This window comes from Cohaesibacter marisflavi, assembly GCF_900115225.1.
Taxonomy (GTDB): domain Bacteria; phylum Pseudomonadota; class Alphaproteobacteria; order Rhizobiales; family Cohaesibacteraceae; genus Cohaesibacter; species Cohaesibacter marisflavi.
This window is the reverse complement of record NZ_FOVR01000004.1, coordinates 322,822-342,710: the sequence shown is the minus strand read 5'-3', so window position 1 is coordinate 342,710 and position 19,889 is coordinate 322,822. Positions and strand designations below refer to the sequence as shown.

Annotated in this window: 17 protein-coding genes; 11 read left to right on the top strand and 6 right to left on the bottom strand. The window is 53.3% G+C overall.

Annotated features, from left to right (window positions below):
• Positions 1 to 92 precede the first annotated feature (92 nt).
• The 6 genes from gatA to BM258_RS10490 all read left to right on the top strand — a co-directional run bounded on the left by gatA (position 93) and on the right by BM258_RS10490 (position 5,819).
• Positions 93 to 1,565 (top strand): Asp-tRNA(Asn)/Glu-tRNA(Gln) amidotransferase subunit GatA, encoded by a 1,473-nt coding sequence (gene gatA / locus BM258_RS10515; protein ID WP_090071880.1) that lies wholly within the window; start codon positions 93 to 95, stop codon positions 1,563 to 1,565.
• Between the two features lie 30 nt (positions 1,566 to 1,595).
• The gene (locus tag BM258_RS10510; protein ID WP_090071878.1) at positions 1,596 to 1,919 is read left to right on the top strand and encodes a chorismate mutase; all 324 of its coding nucleotides are present in this window, start codon (positions 1,596 to 1,598) and stop codon (positions 1,917 to 1,919) included.
• Between the two features lie 69 nt (positions 1,920 to 1,988).
• Positions 1,989 to 3,452, top strand: coding sequence for an Asp-tRNA(Asn)/Glu-tRNA(Gln) amidotransferase subunit GatB (gatB, locus tag BM258_RS10505; RefSeq protein ID WP_090071876.1), 1,464 nt, complete (start codon positions 1,989 to 1,991; stop codon positions 3,450 to 3,452).
• 223 nt (positions 3,453 to 3,675) lie between these two features.
• Positions 3,676 to 4,263 (top strand): NnrU family protein, encoded by a 588-nt coding sequence (locus BM258_RS10500; protein WP_090071874.1) that lies wholly within the window; start codon positions 3,676 to 3,678, stop codon positions 4,261 to 4,263.
• A 192-nt stretch (positions 4,264 to 4,455) separates the two neighbouring features.
• Complete coding sequence (locus tag BM258_RS10495) at positions 4,456 to 5,163, top strand: glutathione S-transferase family protein (protein ID WP_090072211.1); 708 nt, start codon at positions 4,456 to 4,458, stop codon at positions 5,161 to 5,163.
• A gap of 389 nt (positions 5,164 to 5,552) precedes the next feature.
• Positions 5,553 to 5,819: a hypothetical protein gene (locus tag BM258_RS10490; RefSeq protein WP_090071872.1), complete on the top strand. Its 267-nt coding sequence runs from the start codon at positions 5,553 to 5,555 to the stop codon at positions 5,817 to 5,819.
• A gap of 189 nt (positions 5,820 to 6,008) precedes the next feature.
• Here the strand turns inward: BM258_RS10490 and ubiV are convergent, their stop codons facing one another.
• The 3 genes from ubiV to ubiT are packed head-to-tail and all read right to left on the bottom strand — an operon-like array spanning position 6,009 to position 8,560.
• Positions 6,009 to 6,920 carry a ubiquinone anaerobic biosynthesis protein UbiV gene (gene ubiV, locus BM258_RS10485; RefSeq protein ID WP_090071870.1) on the bottom strand — a complete coding sequence of 304 codons (912 nt, stop codon included), beginning with the start codon at positions 6,918 to 6,920 and terminating at the stop codon, positions 6,009 to 6,011.
• Positions 6,921 to 6,939: 19 nt separating this feature from the next.
• Positions 6,940 to 7,920 (bottom strand): ubiquinone anaerobic biosynthesis protein UbiU, encoded by a 981-nt coding sequence (ubiU, locus tag BM258_RS10480; protein ID WP_090071868.1) that lies wholly within the window; start codon positions 7,918 to 7,920, stop codon positions 6,940 to 6,942.
• A 49-nt stretch (positions 7,921 to 7,969) separates the two neighbouring features.
• Entirely contained in the window at positions 7,970 to 8,560 is a 591-nt protein-coding gene (gene ubiT / locus BM258_RS10475) for a ubiquinone anaerobic biosynthesis accessory factor UbiT (RefSeq protein ID WP_090071866.1), read from the bottom strand.
• 511 nt (positions 8,561 to 9,071) lie between these two features.
• On the opposite strand from ubiT, the gene guaB reads away from it, so the two are divergent.
• Positions 9,072 to 10,574 carry an IMP dehydrogenase gene (gene guaB / locus BM258_RS10465; RefSeq protein ID WP_090071863.1) on the top strand — a complete coding sequence of 501 codons (1,503 nt, stop codon included), beginning with the start codon at positions 9,072 to 9,074 and terminating at the stop codon, positions 10,572 to 10,574.
• Positions 10,575 to 10,677: 103 nt separating this feature from the next.
• Here guaB and mdoH read toward each other — a convergent pair whose 3' ends face one another.
• Both mdoH and BM258_RS10455 read right to left on the bottom strand, forming a co-directional pair.
• Complete coding sequence (mdoH, locus tag BM258_RS10460; RefSeq protein ID WP_090071861.1) at positions 10,678 to 12,492, bottom strand: glucans biosynthesis glucosyltransferase MdoH; 1,815 nt, start codon at positions 12,490 to 12,492, stop codon at positions 10,678 to 10,680.
• A 216-nt stretch (positions 12,493 to 12,708) separates the two neighbouring features.
• On the bottom strand, positions 12,709 to 14,298 hold the full coding sequence (locus tag BM258_RS10455; protein WP_210186722.1) for an OpgD/OpgG family glucan biosynthesis protein: 1,590 nt from the start codon (positions 14,296 to 14,298) through the stop codon (positions 12,709 to 12,711).
• Between the two features lie 462 nt (positions 14,299 to 14,760).
• Between BM258_RS10455 and BM258_RS10450 the strand changes: the two genes are divergently transcribed.
• The 3 genes from BM258_RS10450 (at position 14,761) to BM258_RS10440 (ending at position 16,998) form a co-directional block, all read left to right on the top strand.
• A complete protein-coding gene (locus BM258_RS10450) occupies positions 14,761 to 15,330 on the top strand; it encodes a fasciclin domain-containing protein (protein ID WP_090071857.1) in 570 nt (189 codons plus the stop codon).
• Between the two features lie 95 nt (positions 15,331 to 15,425).
• Positions 15,426 to 15,917 (top strand): peptide-methionine (R)-S-oxide reductase MsrB, encoded by a 492-nt coding sequence (gene msrB / locus BM258_RS10445; RefSeq protein ID WP_090071855.1) that lies wholly within the window; start codon positions 15,426 to 15,428, stop codon positions 15,915 to 15,917.
• A 109-nt stretch (positions 15,918 to 16,026) separates the two neighbouring features.
• Entirely contained in the window at positions 16,027 to 16,998 is a 972-nt protein-coding gene (locus BM258_RS10440) for a zinc transporter ZntB (RefSeq protein ID WP_090071853.1), read from the top strand.
• 16 nt (positions 16,999 to 17,014) lie between these two features.
• Here BM258_RS10440 and BM258_RS10435 read toward each other — a convergent pair whose 3' ends face one another.
• Entirely contained in the window at positions 17,015 to 18,127 is a 1,113-nt protein-coding gene (locus tag BM258_RS10435; RefSeq protein WP_090071851.1) for an acyltransferase family protein, read from the bottom strand.
• A gap of 391 nt (positions 18,128 to 18,518) precedes the next feature.
• Between BM258_RS10435 and BM258_RS10430 the strand changes: the two genes are divergently transcribed.
• Positions 18,519 to 19,814: an RsmB/NOP family class I SAM-dependent RNA methyltransferase gene (locus tag BM258_RS10430; RefSeq protein WP_090071849.1), complete on the top strand. Its 1,296-nt coding sequence runs from the start codon at positions 18,519 to 18,521 to the stop codon at positions 19,812 to 19,814.
• Positions 19,815 to 19,889: the final 75 nt, after the last annotated feature.

Below are 19,889 nucleotides of genomic sequence, written 5' to 3'. Positions count from 1 at the left end.
TGTCGAGCCGCATCAGAACCCTTTTCTCAAGACCATCGGGATAAGGGGATTTGTTCGCAAGTCCCAATCCTGCAAAATGTGAGGATAGCCACGTGACAGATCTCACGTCTCTGACTATTGCAGAGGCCCGCGAAGGGCTGGCAAAGAAAGAATTTACCGCGACCGAGCTGACGACCAGCTACATCACCGCGATTGATGGTGCCAATGAGCTCAACGCCTATGTGACCAAGACGCCGGAAAAGGCTCTTGAAATGGCCAAGGCATCAGATGAACGGATCGCCAAAGGTGAAGCCCGTCCGCTGGAAGGCATTCCGCTGGGCATCAAGGATCTTTATTGCACCAAGGGCGTCGGCGCCTATGCCTGCTCTCATATTCTGGATGGCTTTACACCCGAATATGAAAGCACGGTAACGCAGAATCTCTGGGACGATGGAGCGGTTATGCTCGGCAAGCTGGCCATGGATGAGTTCGCTATGGGCTCGACCACGGAAACCAGCTATTTCGGTCCGGTCAAAAACCCGTGGCGCGCTGAAGGCGAAAGCATCGACCGTGTGCCCGGCGGGTCTTCAGGCGGCTCTGCTGCTGCGGTTGCTGCGCGCATTTGCGCTGGCGCAACAGCATCGGATACCGGTGGGTCCATTCGTCAGCCTGCAGCCTTTACCGGCACCGTTGGCATCAAGCCGACCTATGGCCGCTGCTCACGTTGGGGCATGATTGCCTTTGCTTCTTCGCTCGATCAGGCTGGCCCGATCGCCCGCACGGTGCGTGATGCTGCCATCATGATGAAATCCATGGCCTCCGTTGACGCCAAGGACACCACCAGCGTTGATCTGCCTGTGCCCGATTATGAAGCGGCTCTGACGGGCGACATCAAAGGCATGAAGGTGGGTATCCCTAAGGAATATCGCGTCGATGGCATGCCGGAGGAAGTGGAAGCCAACTGGCAACAGGGCATTGACTGGCTGAAAGCTGCTGGTGCCGAGATTGTCGACATCTCCCTGCCGATGACCAAATATGCTTTGCCGGCCTATTATATCGTGGCTCCGGCTGAGGCCTCTTCCAACCTTGCTCGTTATGACGGCGTGAAATATGGCTTGCGTGTCAATGGTAACGATATCATTGACATGTATGAAAAGACCCGTGCAGCCGGATTTGGTTCCGAGGTCAAGCGCCGTATTCTCATCGGTACCTATGTGCTCAGCGCTGGTTATTATGACGCCTACTATCTGCGCGCCCAGAAGATCCGTTCGCTGATCAAGCAGGATTTCGAAAAGGCGTTCCAGTCCGTTGATACCATTCTCACTCCGGCTACCCCTTCGGCCGCTTTCGAGCTGAACAAGGAAATCACCGATCCGGTCGAGATGTATCTCAATGATATTTTCACTGTCACCGTGAACATGGCCGGTCTGCCGGGCATTTCGGTTCCTTCGGGCAAGAATGGTCAGGGCCTGCCAATGGGCTTGCAGCTGATCGGCAAGGCCTTTGATGAAGAAACCCTGTTCCGCACCGCCGGTGTGTTGGAAGATGCTGCTGGCATCCTCGAAGCACCGACCAAATGGTGGTAATCAGACAGAGAAACGACAAGGTCAACACCAATGCGTAAACCTGAGGAATGCACAGAAAAGGCCCATATCCGCGAGGAAATAGACCGTATTGACCGTGCTTTGATCGCGCTGTTTCGCGATCGCGATTCCTATGTGCGGCGCATGGCCGAGCTGAAAACGGACCCGTCTGAGGCGCGTGACGATGATCGCGTCAAGGCGGTTCTGGACAAGGTTCTGGCCGAGCTGGAAGACAAGGAGCTTGCTCCGGATCTTTACATGCAGTTCTGGGAAGACCTGATCGAGGTCAATATTGCTTATGAGGAGACGGCGATTGCCGCCCATCAGAGCGAAAAGAATGATGCATCTGGCGCGTGAGCTCACGCGCCGTCATTGTAATCAGGAGCTGCTGCATGCGCTCCGATATTGAAAGCTGAGGACGAGAATATGGCTGAAGCGTCCAGCAAATTGATCAAGGGGGCTACCGGCGACTGGGAAGTGGTCGTTGGCATGGAAATCCATGCTCAGGTCGCCTCTGAAGCAAAACTTTTCTCCGGCTCTTCCACCAAGTTCGGTGGCGAGGCCAACGACCATGTGAGCTTCGTTGATGCGGCCATGCCCGGCATGCTGCCCGTGATCAACGAGGAATGCGTGCGTCAGGCGATCCGTACCGGTCTTGGCCTGAAAGCCAAGATCAACAACCGCTCGCTGTTTGACCGCAAAAACTATTTCTATCCCGATCTGCCGCAGGGCTATCAGATTTCCCAGTATAAGGACCCGATCGTCGGAGAAGGGGAAGTTGTCCTGCATATGCTGGACGGCGAGGAAGTGCGCATCGGCGTTGAACGCTTGCATCTGGAACAGGATGCGGGCAAGTCGATGCATGACCAGCATCCGACCATGTCCTTTGTGGATCTGAACCGGTCTGGCGTGGCGCTGATGGAAATCGTCTCCAAACCGGATATCCGCTCTTCGGAAGAAGCCAAGGCTTACATGACCAAGATGCGCACCATTGTGCGCTATCTGGGCACGTCTGACGGCAACATGGAAGAAGGCTCCATGCGTGCTGACGTGAACGTTTCTGTTCGCCGTCCGGGCGACGAGTTGGGAACGCGTTGCGAGCTGAAAAACATGAACTCGATCCGCTTCATCGGGCAGGCCATTGAATATGAGGCCCGTCGTCAGATTGGTATTCTGGAAGATGGTGGGTCCATCGATCAGGAAACCCGCCTGTATGATGTCAAAAAAGGCGAGACCCGTTCCATGCGCTCCAAAGAGGAAGCGCATGACTATCGTTATTTCCCGGATCCTGATCTGCTGCCGCTCGAATTCGACGATGCCTATGTCGAGGCTCTGCGTGAGCATTTGCCGGAACTGCCAGATGACAAGCGCGATCGCTTCATCTCCGATCTGGGTTTGAAGCCTTATGATGCTTCCGTTCTGGTGGCGTCCAAGCGCCTTGCCGCCTTCTTCGAGCAGGTCTGCGAAGGGCGTGATGCACAGCTGTCTGCAAACTGGGTGATCAACGAATGGCTTGGTCGCATCAACAAGGAACAGCTGGATATCGATGACAGCCCGATCTCTGCTGACCAGCTCGGCAAGATCGTGGATCTGATCAAGGCCGGTGACATCTCTGGCAAGATCGCCAAGGATCTGTTCGAGATCATCTGGACCGAAGGTGGTGACCCGGCCGAAGTCGTGGAAGCCAAGGGTATGAAGCAAGTCACGGATACGGGGGCTATTGAAGCCATCGTGGACGAGATCATTGCCAACAATCCCGGTCAGGTCGAGAAGGTTAAGGACAAGCCGGGGCTTATCGGTTGGTTCGTCGGGCAGGTGATGAAAGCCAGCCAGGGCAAGGCCAACCCACAGGCGGTCAACCAGATCCTCAAGGACAAGCTGGGGCTGTAAGGCTCTCTGGCCCTTGGGGCCATCAAATGAATGTCATGAAAAGGTGCGAAGGATGTCTTTCGCACCTTTTTTATTGCAGCTACGATAACTATTGCATCTTGCTGCTTTTCACATACGTGCTTTTCGGGGCTTGGCAACCATCGGTGTGGTGCATATAGTTATTGCAATAACTAAATAGGGGCGTGTGCAAAGCGATGCTCCTATCTGTTCAAAGGACCTGACAATGACCATGTTGATTTTTGGTGTTCTGCTGTGGGCGGTGGTGCATCTCTTTCCGATTTTTCTTCCAACTGCCCGCGCAGGACTTCTAGGCCGTATGGGCGAAGGGCCTTACAAGGGGCTGTTTGCCCTTCTGATTATCCTGTCGCTGGTTTTGATCGTTTTCGGTTGGCGCGTTGCTGGTGAGGCTGGTTATATCGGCGATGTCTATGATGAGGACTGGACGCGCCATCTGACCCATCTGCTCATGCTCTTTTCAATCATCCTGTTTGGTGTCGCCAAGGCTCCGACGCGCATTCGACGGTTTATCCGGAACCCGATGTTGACGGGTATGGCGCTATGGGCCATTGCGCATTTGCTCGTGAATAATGATCAGCGGTCTTTGGTGCTGTTTGGCGGCATGTTGCTTTGGTCTGTTGTTTCCATTATCGGCACCAACCGGCGTGACGGAGCCTATGTGCCGCCTGAGGTTGGTTCATGGGGAAGGGAGATCCGGATCATTCTGATTTCCGTGGTTGTTTATGCTGTTCTCATTGTCGCACATCCCTATTTTACGGGCATGGAAGCGATGGACTTGAGCTTCTTGTGGTAAGAGCCAAGAGGCCGACACAGAGGCGCATTCACATGCAGGCGCCACCAAAGGCGGCTTGAGCGCACAGGCGATCAAGCCCTCATCACGATTGTATGAGGCTGATTGCACCCGTGGGGCCTGTTTCCTACATTGGGTGCAACAGCCTTTCTGCATGAGCAAGGCTCACTTCTTTACTTGACCAGGATGATTTGCATGACCGAACAGACAAAACCGATTGACCTTTATTACTGGCCGACACCCAATGGTTGGAAAATCACCATCATGCTCGAAGAGCTGGGGGTGCCCTATACCATCCATAATATCAATATTGGTACTGGCGATCAGTTCGAACCGGACTTTCTGGCGATCTCACCCAATAACAAGATGCCTGCCATTGTCGACCCTGAAGGGCCGGGTGGGGAGCCGATCTCAGTGTTTGAATCCGGTGCCATTCTGCTTTATCTGGCGCGCAAGTTCGGGCGCTTTCTGCCCGATGACGAGCGCGGGCGAGTGGAAGTAGAGCAATGGCTCATGTGGCAGATGGGCGGCTTTGGCCCGATGCTGGGTCAGAACCACCATTTTGGCACATATGCGCCAGAGAAAATCGAGTATGCGATCAACCGGTATCGAAATGAGACCCACCGACTTTATGGCGTGCTGAACAAGGCGCTGGAAGGACGGGACTTTGTGGCCGGAGATTATTCCATTGCTGACATGGCGATTGTCGGCTGGGTCGTTCCGCATGAGCGGCAGGGAATTGATCTTGAGGAATTCCCCAATATCAAACGGTGGTTCGCTGCGCTGAATGCGCGTGCGGCCGTGAAAACCGGTCTTGCCATCGGCAAGGAAGACAGAGCCAAGTTTGACCTATCAAAGGACAAGGACGCGCAATCGGTACTGTTCAACCAGCGCGCCCGATAAAGAAGGAACAGACGCACTTGAAGGCACCCTTCGGGGTGCCTTTTTTGTATTGCCGTGTTCAAATTTACGCGGTGGATTTTCAACGGCTTGGGAGCGAATATCCTTAGGAAGGGCTTGTTGAAAAAGAATTCTATGGTTTCCAAAGCGTTATGGTCCTTATTCAGATTTTCTCTGAATTTTATCGGCCGTTGGCAGAAAAGCGCCAAAGCCAAGGTTGATCAAATGTAAACTTTACGCTCGTGTAACCTTTTGTTTTTATTGCGGTAACCAATTCCTTTTACGTCGAATTGAGAGATTTCCACCACCATTGATCTCATCAAAACGGGCAAAATGCCTCATTCACAAAGGCCTTGATAAAGGGTCGGGACGCGTAAAACGGGGAATTGAAAATGGCACGGATGGAATTTAATGCAAGCGAGCTGCATGGCTCTGGCAAGGAAGCAACTGGCGAGGTTTTCTTTCAGTTGGGCCTGTCCCACTCGATCGGCGACAATGGTGAGCCGGATCTGATTGCTGCACACAAATGGTTCAACCTGGCTGCAATGAAGGGTGTCGTTGAAGCGGCAATTCGTCGTCAGGAACTGGCTGAGGAAATGTCATCTCTGGACGTTGCCAGAGCACAGCGCGAAGCGCGGGAGTGGATCCGTCTGCACTAGGTTTTTTGTTTGGCCCGACAAGGACAATGCGACCGGGTTCTTGGCAAAGGGTGACATTCGAAAGATCGCGTGCAAACGGACAATCAAATGAATATTTCTATTTAGCGGGCCCCAGCATGCTGGAGCCCGTTTTTATTTGTCTGCTTTTAGTCGCCATAAGGCTAAAAGCTAGAGCCCAGTGGAAGAGCGCTAGAGCGCCAGAGCGTCTTCGATTTGCGCCATGCCCGGGGCGCCGTGGCTGTAGCCATTGATGAAATGATGGGACGGCATCAGTTCGCCGATTTTGGCGCGCGCTTCTGCTGCGTCCATCTCGTCCTTCATTACAGAGCGGAAAATGCGCGCAACGCCGAGCATATCGCCCGTGTGGGGCGAAAGACGGAAGGCGTTTACACCTGCCGCAGCCAGAGCCGGAAGCTCTTCCAGCAGCAACTGTGAGCCATAGGACATGGTTTGGATGCCATTGACTGCAAGGAAGGGCTGCCCCGTGAGACTCTTGACCTCCCGACCATCGGGATCCTGATCACAAACGAAGCGACAGCTGTCCTTGTGTAGATTGTGCAGGCGGGCATGATAGCAACGGGCTGAAAGGGCCAAAGGAAGCCGGCCAAAGACCTGCATTTCATATTTGGGTTCGGGGGCGGCCTTGATCAACTGGGCGATCGTTTCGGCAGGCACCTCGGGTGGCATGACGAAGCGTTCGGCTCCGCGTTTTGCGAGCGAGGTTATCGTTGCTTCATTATAGATGTTGATATAGGGGCCGATGACGAATTTTCGGTCTTTGAGAAAGGCCATGGCGGTGAGGTCGTTGGCCTCAACGCTCCACATGTCTTGTTCGCATTGTTCGCGCAGCACCTTGCGTTCAGGCTTGGTGGTGACAAGGGCCAGCGTCGATATGATGACTTTCTTGCCCGCCGCTTCCATGCGTTCGAGAATATCTGGCAGCACATTGTTGCGGAAGGGCAGGCGCTTTGAGCAGACGGCTTCGCCGATATAGATGAGATCGAAATCGGATTCATCTGCCATTTTGAAATAGAAATCGCGCCAGTTGGCCTCGGACCAGTTGAAGAGGCAGGGGCCAAGGGTGAGTTCAGTGTTTTTCATTGCTTTTCTCCCTTGAGCGTTAGCGCCATGTCTTCTGGTATGAGCCTTTGGTGCTCTTCTGGCCTTCGGTCATTGGCGCCAGCAGGGCATCAAGATCAATGCTCCGGCCTGCCGCCACCGCATCCACTGCTTGACGGAAGCTCTTGACCACTTGCGCCATATAGGCCTTGCCACGCTGGCGTCCTTCGATCTTGAGGGCCGTCACGCCGGCTTCCTGCAATTGCGGCAGGATCTGGGCTGCGTTGAGGCTGACAGGATCTTCAAACACATAGCCGGTCTCGCCCAGAGACTCGAAACGCCCTTTGCACAGGGTCGGATAGGCAGCCGCTTCTCCCTTGGGATACTGGTTGATGGTAATACCTTCCAGCGTGCTTTCCAGATGGGTGCCATGGTCTTCATATTTCACCGAGCCCGGAGGCGAGCAAACGCCGTTGATGTTGGGCGATTTTCCGGTGCAATAGGAGGAGAGGGAGCAGCGCCCTTCGGCCATGACGCAAAGGCCACCAAAGATGAAGACTTCCGTTTCGCAGGAGATCTCCTTGTTGATGGCTGCGATTTCCTGAACCGTCAGGACGCGCGGCAGAACCACACGCTTGGCGCCGAATTCTCTGGCATAATAATTGATCATGTCAGCATTGGCAGCGGCAGCCTGCACCGAAAGATGGACGCGCAAATCCGGATGCTTGCTGGCGGCATAATCGAGCAGGCCGATGTCGGCCAGTATGATCGCATGGGCATCTGATGCAGCCACATCATCGATGGCCTTGTACCAGAGATCCATGTTGCCAGCTTGGGCGAAGGTATTGACGGCAACCAGCACTTTCGATCCATTTTTTCCAGCATATTCAATGCCTTGCTGCATTTCTTTGCGAGAAAAGTTGAGGCCGGGGAAGTTGCGGGCGTTGGTTTGGTCGCGAAAACCGCAGTAAATGGTATCCGCACCCGCATCCACTGCCGTACGCAGCGCCGCAGGGGTTCCGGCTGGGCAGACCAGCTCCATGGCTTTTTGTGACATAGGTTTCTATTCCAAAGCTTGCTGAGTGGTTCTATCAGGTCGGATATGGGCCCGGCATGCCATCCATTGTGGGGTGGCTTGGGGATTCCTCTTGGGCGCCGCGCATGAAGGCGCTCTTCTTGAGAGCTTCGATAAAGCGCTTGCCACCTGATTCAAGCGGGCGGCTCAGAGGCCCCGCTATGGCGGAGCACTCATGCACGAAGTCGATTTCAGCATCGTCAAGCGCATTGCGCAGGGCGAGCACGGCTTCGGTATCCCCTTCAATGGTCAGATCGCGCGAGAAGAAGAGGGCGTCGCCATCCTCTTCTCCGTCAAGCAGGCTGACAAGCGACAGAAAAGGAGCTGTGACCGTAACATCCCGATTGGGAAAGCTTTCCAACGATCGGGAGAGACGCAGCTGTACCTTTTCGTTATGAAAGGTCATGCAGGCGACCCAGTCGAGATCAGTGGGCACAATAACAAAGGATTTTTTCGCATAGTCATCGAGCCGGTCGAAGAATTCAGGATGCTGACCGGCGACTCGGTTTGCGACCTCGGCAATGAGCCGTTCCAGAGGCAGAAGAGGAAGATAGCGCGTGAAGCGTGCGACGATTGGCGGAAAACTGCGCACCGTTCCGTTTGACATTGGGTGTCTCCTCTGGGTGGTTTTACTTGCTTGCAAATGAATGGGCAAACTATGGCGCCTCATGTGCCATGCGTGATCATTCTCTCGATCTATATGTTTCTTTTACTTGATAAAAATCATTTGGGCCTGTGCTAAAATGCCTCACGTATTTTCCCTTAGTTCAATCCTTTGTTGCATCGGGGAATTTGTCTTCGAGTCTGGCAAGCGGCAGAATAAAAATTGACAATTCTGGGTGGTGGGTGTGTTTTTTTAGGCAAAAATAGGGGGCGTAATCATTGTAATTATTGCGCAATTGCTTTGGGACCTGCAAAAAGCTGCTGAGGGACAATTTTTCTTCTATGCAAGTCCCTTCAACCATGGTAGTGACCAGCGTCAACTTCTATCCTTTTGTTTCTGTCTGAAGTGTTCAGGCTCGTGGCTTTTTTGCGGGCAAGGCAGAGGCGTTTATCCTTTTGGCACCGCGTTCACGCTTCCATGAAGTGGCGTGGACCAAACTCAGAGGAGAGTTGGCATGGCCACCATCATTCATCCTTCCACCGGACAAGAGGCTTTGACCTTTGACGATGTTCTGCTTCAGCCAGATCATTCGGTCGTCATGCCCGGTCAGGTTACCATCACCACCAATCTGACCAAAGAAATCGAGCTTAATCTGCCGTTGCTTTCTTCGGCCATGGACACCGTGACAGAAGCAAAAATGGCAATCGCCATGGCGCAGGCTGGCGGCATGGGTGTTATCCATAAGAACTTCACCAACGAAGAGCAGGCCGAGCAGGTCCGCCAGGTGAAGAAATTCGAAAGCGGCATGGTCGTCAACCCGTTGACCATCACGCCAGACTATACCGTGGCTGAAGCCAAGGCCCTGACCAAGAAATATGGTTTCTCCGGTGTGCCTGTTGTTGAAGGCAGCAAGGAAAGCGGCTCAAAGGGCGGGCGTCTCGTCGGCATTCTGACCCACCGCGATTTGCGTTTCGCCTCTGATCCGGATCAGCGCGTTTACGAACTCATGACCCGCGATAATCTGGTAACCGTGACTGAACAGGTCAACCAGGAAGAAGCCAAGCGCCTGCTGCATCAGCACCGCATTGAAAAGCTGCTTGTTGTCGATGACAAATTCCATTGCGTTGGTCTGATCACCGTGAAAGATATCGAGAAGTCCCGACTCAACCCCAACGCCTGTAAAGATGCGCAGGGCCGTCTTCGCGCTGCTGCTGCCTGTTCTGTTGGTGATGACGGCTTCGAACGCGCCATGGCGCTGATCGATGCTGAAGTGGATGCATTGGTCATTGATACCGCGCATGGGCATAGTCAGGGTGTGCTTGATGCTGTGACTCGCATCAAGAAAGAGACCAACAATGTGCAGCTGATCGCAGGCAATGTGGCCACTGCTGATGCAACCAAGGCATTGATTGACGCCGGTGCGGATGCGGTCAAGGTTGGTATCGGGCCGGGCTCGATCTGTACGACCCGTATTGTTGCCGGTGTTGGCGTGCCTCAGTTGACCGCTGTCATGGACTGTTCAACGGCAGCGGCCGAGCAGGGCATTCCGACCATCGCTGATGGTGGCATCAAATTCTCCGGTGACTTTGCCAAGGCTCTGGCCGGTGGTGCTCAGGTGGCTATGGCCGGTTCGCTTCTGGCTGGTACGGACGAAAGCCCCGGAGAAGTTTATCTCTATCAGGGTCGTTCCTTCAAATCCTACCGCGGTATGGGCTCTGTCGGGGCCATGGCACGCGGCTCGGCTGACCGTTACTTCCAGGCGGAAGTGCGTGATACCCTGAAGCTGGTTCCTGAAGGGGTTGAAGGTCAGGTGCCTTACAAGGGCTCTGCTTCGGCTGTGTTGCATCAGCTCGCCGGTGGCCTGAAGGCTGCCATGGGCTATACGGGCTCTGCTAATCTGGAAGAATTCCGCAACCGCGCGAAATTCGTCCGCATCTCTTCTGCCTCCTTGCGCGAAAGTCACGCGCATGATGTGACGATCACAAGAGAAAGCCCGAATTACGGCACGACGGTGTAACCGTTCGCTTTTGCCTGATGGCACATGATTATTTGATGCGGGATTTGCTGGACCTTTTGGTTTTTTGCAAATCCCGCATTTTTGTTTGTTGGGGGGGACTTGCTCAGGAGGAGGGCACAAGATGGGGGACAGTGCTGCCCTCTGACTGTTGGTCTTTCCCCGCAGTGTCCTCTTGAGGCAACTCCTTTGGTTTGACCAATGTCCATTTTTCCACCAGCGCGTCATGCAGATCCACGATTGGCGGATTGTTCCTGTCGGCAGGAACGGTGAAGCATGTGTTTGTGCCAACGCGGGAACTCCACCACAGGATGACCGGCGCAAATGCAATGGGCAGGGCAACCGGCAGGAGCCAGTATAGAATGCTTGGTGTCAGTTGATAGGCAACGAGCAGTCCGCATAGCCCAACCAGAGAAATCCAGCTTGATGCGAAAAAGCTCTCGCGCCAGCTCAATTGACCATCCCCCCGATTGTTGGTGGGCCAGCCACCGTCCTTGCCCATCAAGACCTGATAGACAGAGCGGGTCGTAAAGAGCATGACGATCGGGGCGATGAGGGAAGAGAGTAGCACTTCAAACAGAGTTGAGACGAAGACCTTGCCAATGCCGCCAAATGAGGATGCCTGTCCCGTCAACGAGGCTTTTACAGCCACCAAGAGCTTGGGCAAGAGCAGCAGGCCAAAGATTCCGACCAGCAAGCTGAGAGCTTCGAATGTCATTGACGGTGGGATATAGGGGATTGGCCAGTTGGCTTCGGGGAAATAGTCGGGCTGAACGTCAAAATAGGGGGCAAGAATGGAAACCAGCAAAAAGACCAGCCAGAACAGAGGCGCGATATAGGCCATAATGCCTTGCGCGAAAACAAAACGTGACCATGCCTTGAGGCCCGGCGCTGTTATGATGCGCGCATGCTGCAGGTTGCCCTGACACCAGCGACGATCGCGTTTTGCATGGTCTATCACATTCTCGGGACCTTCCTCGAATGAGCCTTCCAGATCATCATCAACTCTCACAATCCAGCCTGCCCGAGCCAGAAGAGCGGCTTCTACATAATCGTGGCTCATGATATGACCGCCAAAAGGGGGCATGCCCTGCAAGACCGGTAAGCCGCAGGACTGGACGAAGGCTTGCACGCGCACAATGGCGTTATGCCCCCAGAATGGGCCGGTTTTGCCTTGCAGCATGGCTAAGCCGCGGCAAAAGACGGGGGAATAGAAAGAGGCGGCGAATTGCATCGCCCGCCCGAATCGAGTTTCAGCCCGAATAATCTTGGGCAGGGTTTGCAGAAGTCCCAAACGCGGCTCCGCTTCCATGCGCCGGATCATTTCCAGAATGGTTTGCCCTTCCATCAGGCTGTCGGCATCCAGAATGACAGCATAGTCATAGGCGCCACCGGATTGCTCGAAGAATTCCTCTACATTGCCCGCCTTCTTGCCGACATTCTGGGCTCTGCGGCGATAGAAGAAGCGCCCCCGGCCGTTGCATTCCTCGACAAGCCGCACAAACAGGTCTTCCTCTTGTTGTGCAATGGCATTGTCACGCGTATCCGAGAGGATCGCAAAGTGGATATTGGCTTCAGCGTCGGCTTGTTTGATGGACTTGTCCATTGCGGCAAGGCGGGTGAAGGACATGAGCGGGTCTTCGTTATAGACCGGCATCAGGACGACCGTCCTGCCGCTGATCCATCCGGCTCCATGCTTCAAGGGGCGCTTTGCAGAGGATGTCAGGCCGATAATGCCCTGCATCCCGCCCCAGGCCAACCAGATGGTGGAGACCAGAATGAGGAGGGAGAGAGCAATGTCGATCAAATTGATGCCGTTAACGGCAACCACCTGCAAAAAGGTGAAGAAAGCGATCACTCCCACAGCGAGACTTGCGGCAATGGTGCCGCCCCGCAACAGATAGAGCCCCAGTTTTTTCATCTTTCTAGTCTCACACACCGGACAGCTTTACGGTGGTCCGAAGCAAGTGCCGGATGTTGACCATCAGCCTGTAGCGGTTCCGCTTGGGGCGTTCCAGAGTCTGAGTTGGCATGATCATAGGCGCGCGCGGCAAAGCGCAGGGGCCAGATGTTAATTCATCAAATGTCATTGTCGTCACCTTGATTTACGATTGCAAAAGTTGGTTCTTCCAGAGACTTATTGATTGATCCATTGATACGCCCATGTCTCGGTCAGTCGTCGATCGAAACCGGACAGATGTGTCGTCATTTCCACGATGTTTCCTTCTGGAGCGGAGACATCCATGACGAGGCGCCAAACCCTTTCTTCTGGGATCGGGGTGAGAGCCTGAGTCTTGATTTCACCATGCATGATGTTGCTGTTGATCTTGACTTTATCCACTTCACTGGCTGGCAGATCTGCCAAAAGCCCATCCTTGAAGTCGATGACAAATTTGCGGGTGCCATCTTTATTCTCGACACCTGACACCCCGCCAGCACCCGAACGGGTTTCAAGCACATATGCGAGGCCTTCAGCTGCACTGGCGGGCAGATCACCCCAATGCATCCGATAGGCATATTCATAGCGTTGGCCTGCTTTGCCACCCTTTTCCGGCACCCAGAAAGCGACGATATTGTCGTTCACCTCCAGTTCGGACGGTATCTCGACCAGTCGTACCGAGCCTTTGCCCCAATCCCCCTTTGGTTCGATGCGCAGCGACGGACGGCGCTCATAAAGGGCAGAGACATCCTGAAAATGATCGAAATTCCGATCACGCTGCAACAAGGCAAAGCTCTTGGGGGACTGTTCTGCAAAGTAACTTGAGGCCAGCATTGGCGGGTTGGATAGCGGACGCCAGACACGCTCGCCATTCTGCTTTATGATCTCAAGGCCATCGCTGTCATGCACATTGGGGCGATAGTCATCAAACGCATCGCGATTGCGCTCTGCAAACAGGAACATGGACGTCAGTGGCGCCAGGCCGAGCTGAGGAATGTCTTCTCGCAGATAGAGGCGGGCGGTCGTATCAATGACCGTATTGTCCCCCGGAGCGATTTCAAAGCGAAAGGCTCCTGTGACAGATGGGCTCTCCAGTGCTGCATAGATCGTGATGCTCTGTTCTGCCGATTTGGGGCGCTCTACATAAAAGCGGGTGAAGACCGGAAATTCTTCCGGCTCCGAGCCTCCGGTATTGATGGCGAGTCCGCGTGCGGACAGGCCATAAACCGAGCCTTTGCCCAGTGCCCGAAAATAGGAGGCGCCCTGAAAGGCGATCAGTTCGTCAAACACATCGGGTCGGTTCAGAGGATGATGCAGGCGAAAACCGGCAATGCCTGGCAGGGTCACATGCTCGGGCACCATGTCCCTGACCTGACGTTCATAGATGAAGTCGTCGGTGCTGAAGCTGACCGGTGTTGCCTTGCCATCAGAGACCTCGTAAAGGGCAACCGGCGTTTTGAACAGCCACCCCATATGGAAGGCATGCAGACGAAAAGCCGATTTGTCGATATCTGCCAGTTTGGCCTTCTCCGGGTTGTAGCGGATCAGGCGATAGGCATCATAGGTCAGATCGTTGAGATAGGCCTTGTCAGACGCCTGTGGAGCAACATAGTCCTTTGATGCCAGTATCTCCATTTCGGCCGACATGCTGTCAAAGCTGAAATCCGCAGCAGGCGTTGCTGGCTGCGCAGCTTCTTCATTGGTGCCTGCGGCTTGTGCGATTTGGCTTAACGATACCAGAGTGGTTGCCGCAGTAGCAGCCAGAAATGAACGGCGAGATAGAGACATCGGGATACGCATCCATGTAGATTAGGTTAGTCGAAAAACACAACGTTCTTAAGTTCGAAAAAGTTCCCGGTCGGTTCAACCAAACCTTGCTTTTGTGCAACCGGAGCAATTCGAGCAAAGGATTATGTCTCTATCAGGCACAATTATGGCGGAACTTTTGATTGTCCTCTCTGTTGGTGTGTTTTGGTTTTAACTATTTGTTTTATTTAAATTATTCTATCTGTTGTAAGTTTGGGTTTTGGTCGAATAGAGCTTTGCGCTTCGCGAAAAATCTTTCAACCAGAAATGAAACAAACGCTGCTGAATGAGAGGGAAGTGGCCGATTTTGTGCCTTCAGGTGGGCTGTTTTGATAAAGTGTTTGTGATCTCGGCTTTACCGCGAATCGAAAACCAACCGTTTCTTGCCTCCGTATCTCCCCTTATCCGCAATGCAGCGGACAACAAACCAATGGGAGAGACAACATGACCTTTTCACGCACAATGACTCTTGCTGCCGCAACCGCAATGGCTGTGGCTTTCGGAAGTGGCGCAGCCTTTGCTGATCATCATGCCAAGATGGTTGGCGGAGCAGCCATGTATGAAAACAAGACGATTGTCGAAAATGCCGTGAATTCTCAAGACCATGAAACACTCGTTGCCGCAGTGAAAGCTGCCGGACTTGTTGAAACCTTGCAAGGGGATGGCCCTTTCACAGTGTTTGCTCCAACCGATGATGCGTTCGCCGCATTGCCAGAAGGAACCGTTGCGAGTTTGCTGAAACCGGAAAACAAAGATCAACTGACCAAGATTCTCACATGCCATGTGGTGGCCGCTGACGCCATGTCTGACGCAATTATGAAGATGGTTGATGACGACAAAGGCGCCCATCCTGTTAAAACTGTAGGGGGCTGCACTTTTACCGCCATGTATGATGACGGCACGGTGATGCTCAAAGATGGTCAGGGCAATGTGGCCAATGTCACCATTGCTGACGTCAAGCAATCCAATGGGGTTATCCATGTGATCGACAAGGTTCTGTTGCCTGCGTCGTAAAGGGCTCGCCCCCTGCTGGCCGGAGCGCATTTGCGCTCCCGGCTGGTGCTGATTTAACGACCTGAATTTTTAAATCGAGGAAAGGCTTATTCGCTATGGAAAGACGTCGATTTCTACTCTCTGGTGCTGCGGCACTCGTTGGGGCTGTGGCTGCCGGTACGTTCTTTGAAAGACGCTCGCACGCGACTGAGGCGGAGTCATTTCCCTTGCAGTTGAGCGAAGCGGAATGGCGCGAAAAACTGACCAAAGAGCAGTTTGAGGTGCTTCGCAAGGAAGGAACAGAACGGGCTTTTACCAGTCCGCTAAATGATGAAAAGCGCGCCGGTATCTTTCACTGTGCCGGATGTGATCAGGCGCTCTATTCCTCAGAAGCCAAATATGACAGTGGAACCGGCTGGCCCAGCTTTTATGAAGCGTTGCCGGAGGCTGTCGGTACGAAAGAGGACCGAAGCTTTTTCATGACCCGGACAGAGGTGCATTGCAGCAATTGTGGTGGGCATCAGGGGCATATTTTTGATGATGGCCCTCAACCAACCGGAAAGCGCTATTGCATCAACGGTGTCGCCATGACATTCAAGCCCGCCTGAGGAGGCGGTCAATAAATGCGATTTCCTCAGCCATCCCCGGCTCTTGATGAAAATGTAAGACACAAGAGCTAAGGTGGCAGCATGTTGAATTGGTTTGAGGAAAGACTGCATGTCAGATCACGTTTTGCGGGCTTATCTGCTGGATGGGCAAGGGGGCGCCTCCGCCTTGCCATCAGATCACATCTCCAAGGCAGACAGGGCTGACGGGCTTGTCTGGATTCATCTTGATGGAAATGATACGGCCGCAACGCGTTGTCTTGAAGATGAAATCTCATCTCTTGATCCATTTATTATAGGCGCTCTTCTGGATGAGGAAAGCCGTCCGCGCATGACGCAAATAGGTCACGGAGCCTTGCTGGTGTTGCGCGGCGTCAATCTCAATGAGAATGAAGACCCCGAAGATATGGTGTCTATTTGTCTTTGGGTGGAAGAGACGCGGATCGTGATGGTCAGCCGTACGCGGATTCGGGCGGCCGGTGATATTGAAGCGCGGCTTTTGGCCGGTGGCGGGCCGCGCGATACAGGCCATTTTCTATCCATGCTTTGCGAGCGGCTTTTTGCGCGCATGGAACCTATCCTGACGGCTCTTGACGATAGGGCCGATGATATTGAGGAGCAGGTGCTTGAGCAGAGCAATCCTGACCTGAGAGGTGCGATCACCGATGTGCGCATTCAGGCGATCATGTTCCGGCGTTATATGGCGCCTCAGCGGGAAGCCATTGATCATCTGCGCATGGCGGACTTCGAGTGGCTGAACAATACCCATCGACGCCATTTGCAGGAGGTTTATAACCACTTGACACGCTATGTTGAAGATCTGGATGCCATTCGCGAGCGCGCGCAGATCGTCAAAGACGAGATTGCTCATGTGCAGGCCGACAGGCTCAACAAGCATATGTATATTCTATCGATGATCGCCGCGATCTTCATGCCCTTGGGGTTTTTGACGGGGCTTTTGGGGATCAATGTGGCTGGCATCCCTGGTGCTGAGTTTGGCTATGCCTTCTGGATTTTTGTCGGCATGCTTTCCTTGATTGTTGCGCTTCAGCTGCTCCTCTTCAAATGGCTCAAATGGTTCTGAGGGCGTGGCAACGCTTCTATCCGTCCGATCGCAGTTTCCTGCCCAGAAGAGAATAGTCTTTCAGGCTGAACGGCTTGCCATTGAAGGCAAGGCTCAGCAGCTTGCTCTGCTTGATCGCAAAGATATGGATCGCATAGCAAAGCGCGTAGGTGATCACGATTAAAAGGGCATATTCAGGCAGAGCGCCCAGATGTGTGTGCTGGAATATGGTCTTGTAAAGCAACACAAATATCGGCAGGTGAAACAGATAGATCGTGTAGCTGGAATCGGAAAAGCTTCTCACGATTTTGCTTTCCCTGTTTCCCATAACAATCAAGAAGGACAGCGTGAGAAGGATCATTGGACCACGCAAAAGGGCGTAAATGACCTTTGAGATAAATGTCAGTCCGTAGATAGTCAGGACTTCTCTGGTGGCAATCATGGCAGCTGCTATGACCAGCGCGATCGCAAAACTCTGCATGCTGAGAAGCTTCGTGAACTCGGCTCTGTTGTAAAAACAGATCATACCGAGACAGTAATAGGGCAGGTAGTCAAATATCGATTCAGGTGCAATGAAAAGAAATTTTTCCGGAAAAATCCGGTTGGCAATAAAGTTCAAGCCGGCTGCAACAAACGGTGTGATAAAGGTTACCGTGACGAATAGCTGGGTTCTGGTCATGCGGACATTTTTGCGGATGTGTCTGCAAATGGGAATGGAAATGAGGATGTAGATTATCAGATTTCCAAGAAACCATAAATGGGACAGCCACTCGCCTTTTATAAAGTAGTCTTTAGCAATGATATAATCATAACCATAGACAGAATAATGCATAACTGGATTAATGAGTGCTCCGCAAACGACCAGAGGTACGGCGATGCGTACCAGGCGATCTCTTAGAAAGTTCGGGCGTTGCTTCTCCATCACCAGCGCAAAGAAAAAGCCCGCAATCAAGTAGAATGCTTCCATGCGAAAGCTATGGATGAGGAAGTTGAAACCGTTGACGATGGGTGTTGTTTCATCAGAAATGATGAGCCAGTCGTTTCCTGTTCCATAGAAGCTGCCGGCATGGAAAAACAGCCCGAGGATCATCAACACTGCGCGCGCAAAATCCATCCCGTTCCACCGGGCGGCCTGGGCAGAAGATTTCATCTGATTTATGCTTTCAAATAAGACTATTACCAGAAAATTGGTTCGGCTATTTCGCCGTCGAGTTGGTGTATGCTTGTTTAAAGCAATTCTCAATTCTTGCGCTTATGCACACTTATTTGTTCTTTGAGTTGTGTTGGGTTGTTTTGATGCTTGAGTCTTGGGTGTGGTTTGAGCGGCTGATTATGGGGTGTGGAGAAAGGGCTGGTAGAATGCCGTGCTGTGTGTCTAGAGAAAAGCGAGCAACCATTTCAATTGAAATATTCCTGATTATAACTGCCTGTGCAGGCCAAAAACTGGCAAAAGCAGGCTTGGACTCTGGCGCTTGATCGTTTACACCCAATTCTCCAAAGGCGGGGCATTCCGCCGATAGTCTGATTTAGGATGGTGTGACATGAAACTGGGTGGTCGTCTGCAAGCCGCAATTGAGGTGCTCGAAGAAGTGGAGGGCCGCAAGCGCCCCGTCGCTGAGGCGCTCAAGGATTGGGGGCGGACGCATCGGTTTGCCGGATCGGGTGATCGATCCGCGATTGGCAATATCGTCTATGATGCTCTTCGAAAAAGGGCGTCTCATGCATGGCGCATGGGGGAGGATACGCCACGCGCGCTGGGGCTTGCTGCGCTGGCGTTTGATTGGAACCATACCGCCGATCAATTGGCGGGTTTGATTGCCGAAGACAGCCATGCACCCGAAGCTTTGACACAAAGCGAAGTGGCAGCCATTGAAGCCAAGTCGCTCAAGGATGCGCCCTTCTGGGTGAAGGGAGATATCCCTGAATGGCTTGAAGGTACCTTTATGGAGACCTTCGAGGATGAAGCGTTGCTGGAGGCCAAGGCTTTCGCGCGCCGCCCACCGGTAGATATTCGTGTCAATCGTCTCAAGGCCGATATTGGCAAGGTGGAGAAGGAGCTTTCGCGCTTCAACCCCAAACGCACCAAGTTGAGCGCCGATTGCCTTCGTTTTGCGCCCAAGGGTGGGGACTATCGCCAGCCGAATATTCAGGGCGATCCGGCCTTCCGCAAGGGCTTTTATGAAATTCAGGATGAGGGCAGCCAGATTGTCTCCAGTCTGATCTTTCCCAAGAAATCCGATCAGGTGTTGGACTATTGCGCTGGTGGCGGTGGCAAGACCCTCTCTATGGCCGCGCAGATGGAGAATAAGGGGCAGATCTATGCCTTTGATATCGATGCCTCCCGTCTGGCCCCGATTGTTGATCGGCTGACCCGTGCTGGTGTGCGCAATGTTCAAACCCGTACCCCCAACGAAGGAGCGCTTGATGATCTTATCGGGCGTATGGACCGGGTTGTCGTGGATGCGCCATGTACGGGTACCGGTACTTGGCGTCGCAGGCCGGAGACCAAATGGAAACTGACAGAAGAGCAACTGGATAAGCGTATTGAGGAGCAGCAGATTGCTCTTGCGCAGGCGCGCCAGTTCGTTCGTCCGGGTGGCTATCTGGTTTACATCACCTGCTCGGTTCTGGCGGCAGAAAATGAGGAGCAGATCTATCACTTCATTGCCAACAATCCAGACTTCGAGCTGGTCTCGGCCGGTGAGGTCTGGCAGGACATGTTTGGCTTTGATGCGCCCAAGCCATGGTCCTCGGATATGATGAGCGTAACCTTGACGCCGCACTCGACCGAGACAGATGGATTCTTCTTCTCTGTTATGGAATATCGTCCCGACTGATTTTATTCATTCGGCGAATTCAGATACTTGTTGGAATTTCATATCCAGTGAATTGAAGCTTGGCGAGGGCTGGTG

Excerpts from the sequence above, each read along its gene's own strand:
- BM258_RS10430 (WP_090071849.1), top strand. The coding sequence starts at position 18,519 with ATGAAACTGGGTGGTCGTCTGCAAGCCGCAATTGAGGTGCTCGAAGAA.
- BM258_RS10500 (WP_090071874.1), top strand. The coding sequence starts at position 3,676 with ATGACCATGTTGATTTTTGGTGTTCTGCTGTGGGCGGTGGTGCATCTC.
- guaB (WP_090071863.1), top strand. The coding sequence starts at position 9,072 with ATGGCCACCATCATTCATCCTTCCACCGGACAAGAGGCTTTGACCTTT.
- gatB (WP_090071876.1), top strand. The coding sequence starts at position 1,989 with ATGGCTGAAGCGTCCAGCAAATTGATCAAGGGGGCTACCGGCGACTGG.
- ubiT (WP_090071866.1), bottom strand. The coding sequence starts at position 8,560 with ATGTCAAACGGAACGGTGCGCAGTTTTCCGCCAATCGTCGCACGCTTC.
- ubiU (WP_090071868.1), bottom strand. The coding sequence starts at position 7,920 with ATGGAGCTGGTCTGCCCAGCCGGAACCCCTGCGGCGCTGCGTACGGCA.
- BM258_RS10450 (WP_090071857.1), top strand. The coding sequence starts at position 14,761 with ATGACCTTTTCACGCACAATGACTCTTGCTGCCGCAACCGCAATGGCT.
- BM258_RS10510 (WP_090071878.1), top strand. The coding sequence starts at position 1,596 with ATGCGTAAACCTGAGGAATGCACAGAAAAGGCCCATATCCGCGAGGAA.
- ubiV (WP_090071870.1), bottom strand. The coding sequence starts at position 6,920 with ATGAAAAACACTGAACTCACCCTTGGCCCCTGCCTCTTCAACTGGTCC.
- BM258_RS10455 (WP_210186722.1), bottom strand. The coding sequence starts at position 14,298 with ATGTCTCTATCTCGCCGTTCATTTCTGGCTGCTACTGCGGCAACCACT.
- BM258_RS10490 (WP_090071872.1), top strand. The coding sequence starts at position 5,553 with ATGGCACGGATGGAATTTAATGCAAGCGAGCTGCATGGCTCTGGCAAG.
- BM258_RS10435 (WP_090071851.1), bottom strand. The coding sequence starts at position 18,127 with ATGAAATCTTCTGCCCAGGCCGCCCGGTGGAACGGGATGGATTTTGCG.
- BM258_RS10495 (WP_090072211.1), top strand. The coding sequence starts at position 4,456 with ATGACCGAACAGACAAAACCGATTGACCTTTATTACTGGCCGACACCC.
- msrB (WP_090071855.1), top strand. The coding sequence starts at position 15,426 with ATGGAAAGACGTCGATTTCTACTCTCTGGTGCTGCGGCACTCGTTGGG.
- mdoH (WP_090071861.1), bottom strand. The coding sequence starts at position 12,492 with ATGAAAAAACTGGGGCTCTATCTGTTGCGGGGCGGCACCATTGCCGCA.
- BM258_RS10440 (WP_090071853.1), top strand. The coding sequence starts at position 16,027 with ATGTCAGATCACGTTTTGCGGGCTTATCTGCTGGATGGGCAAGGGGGC.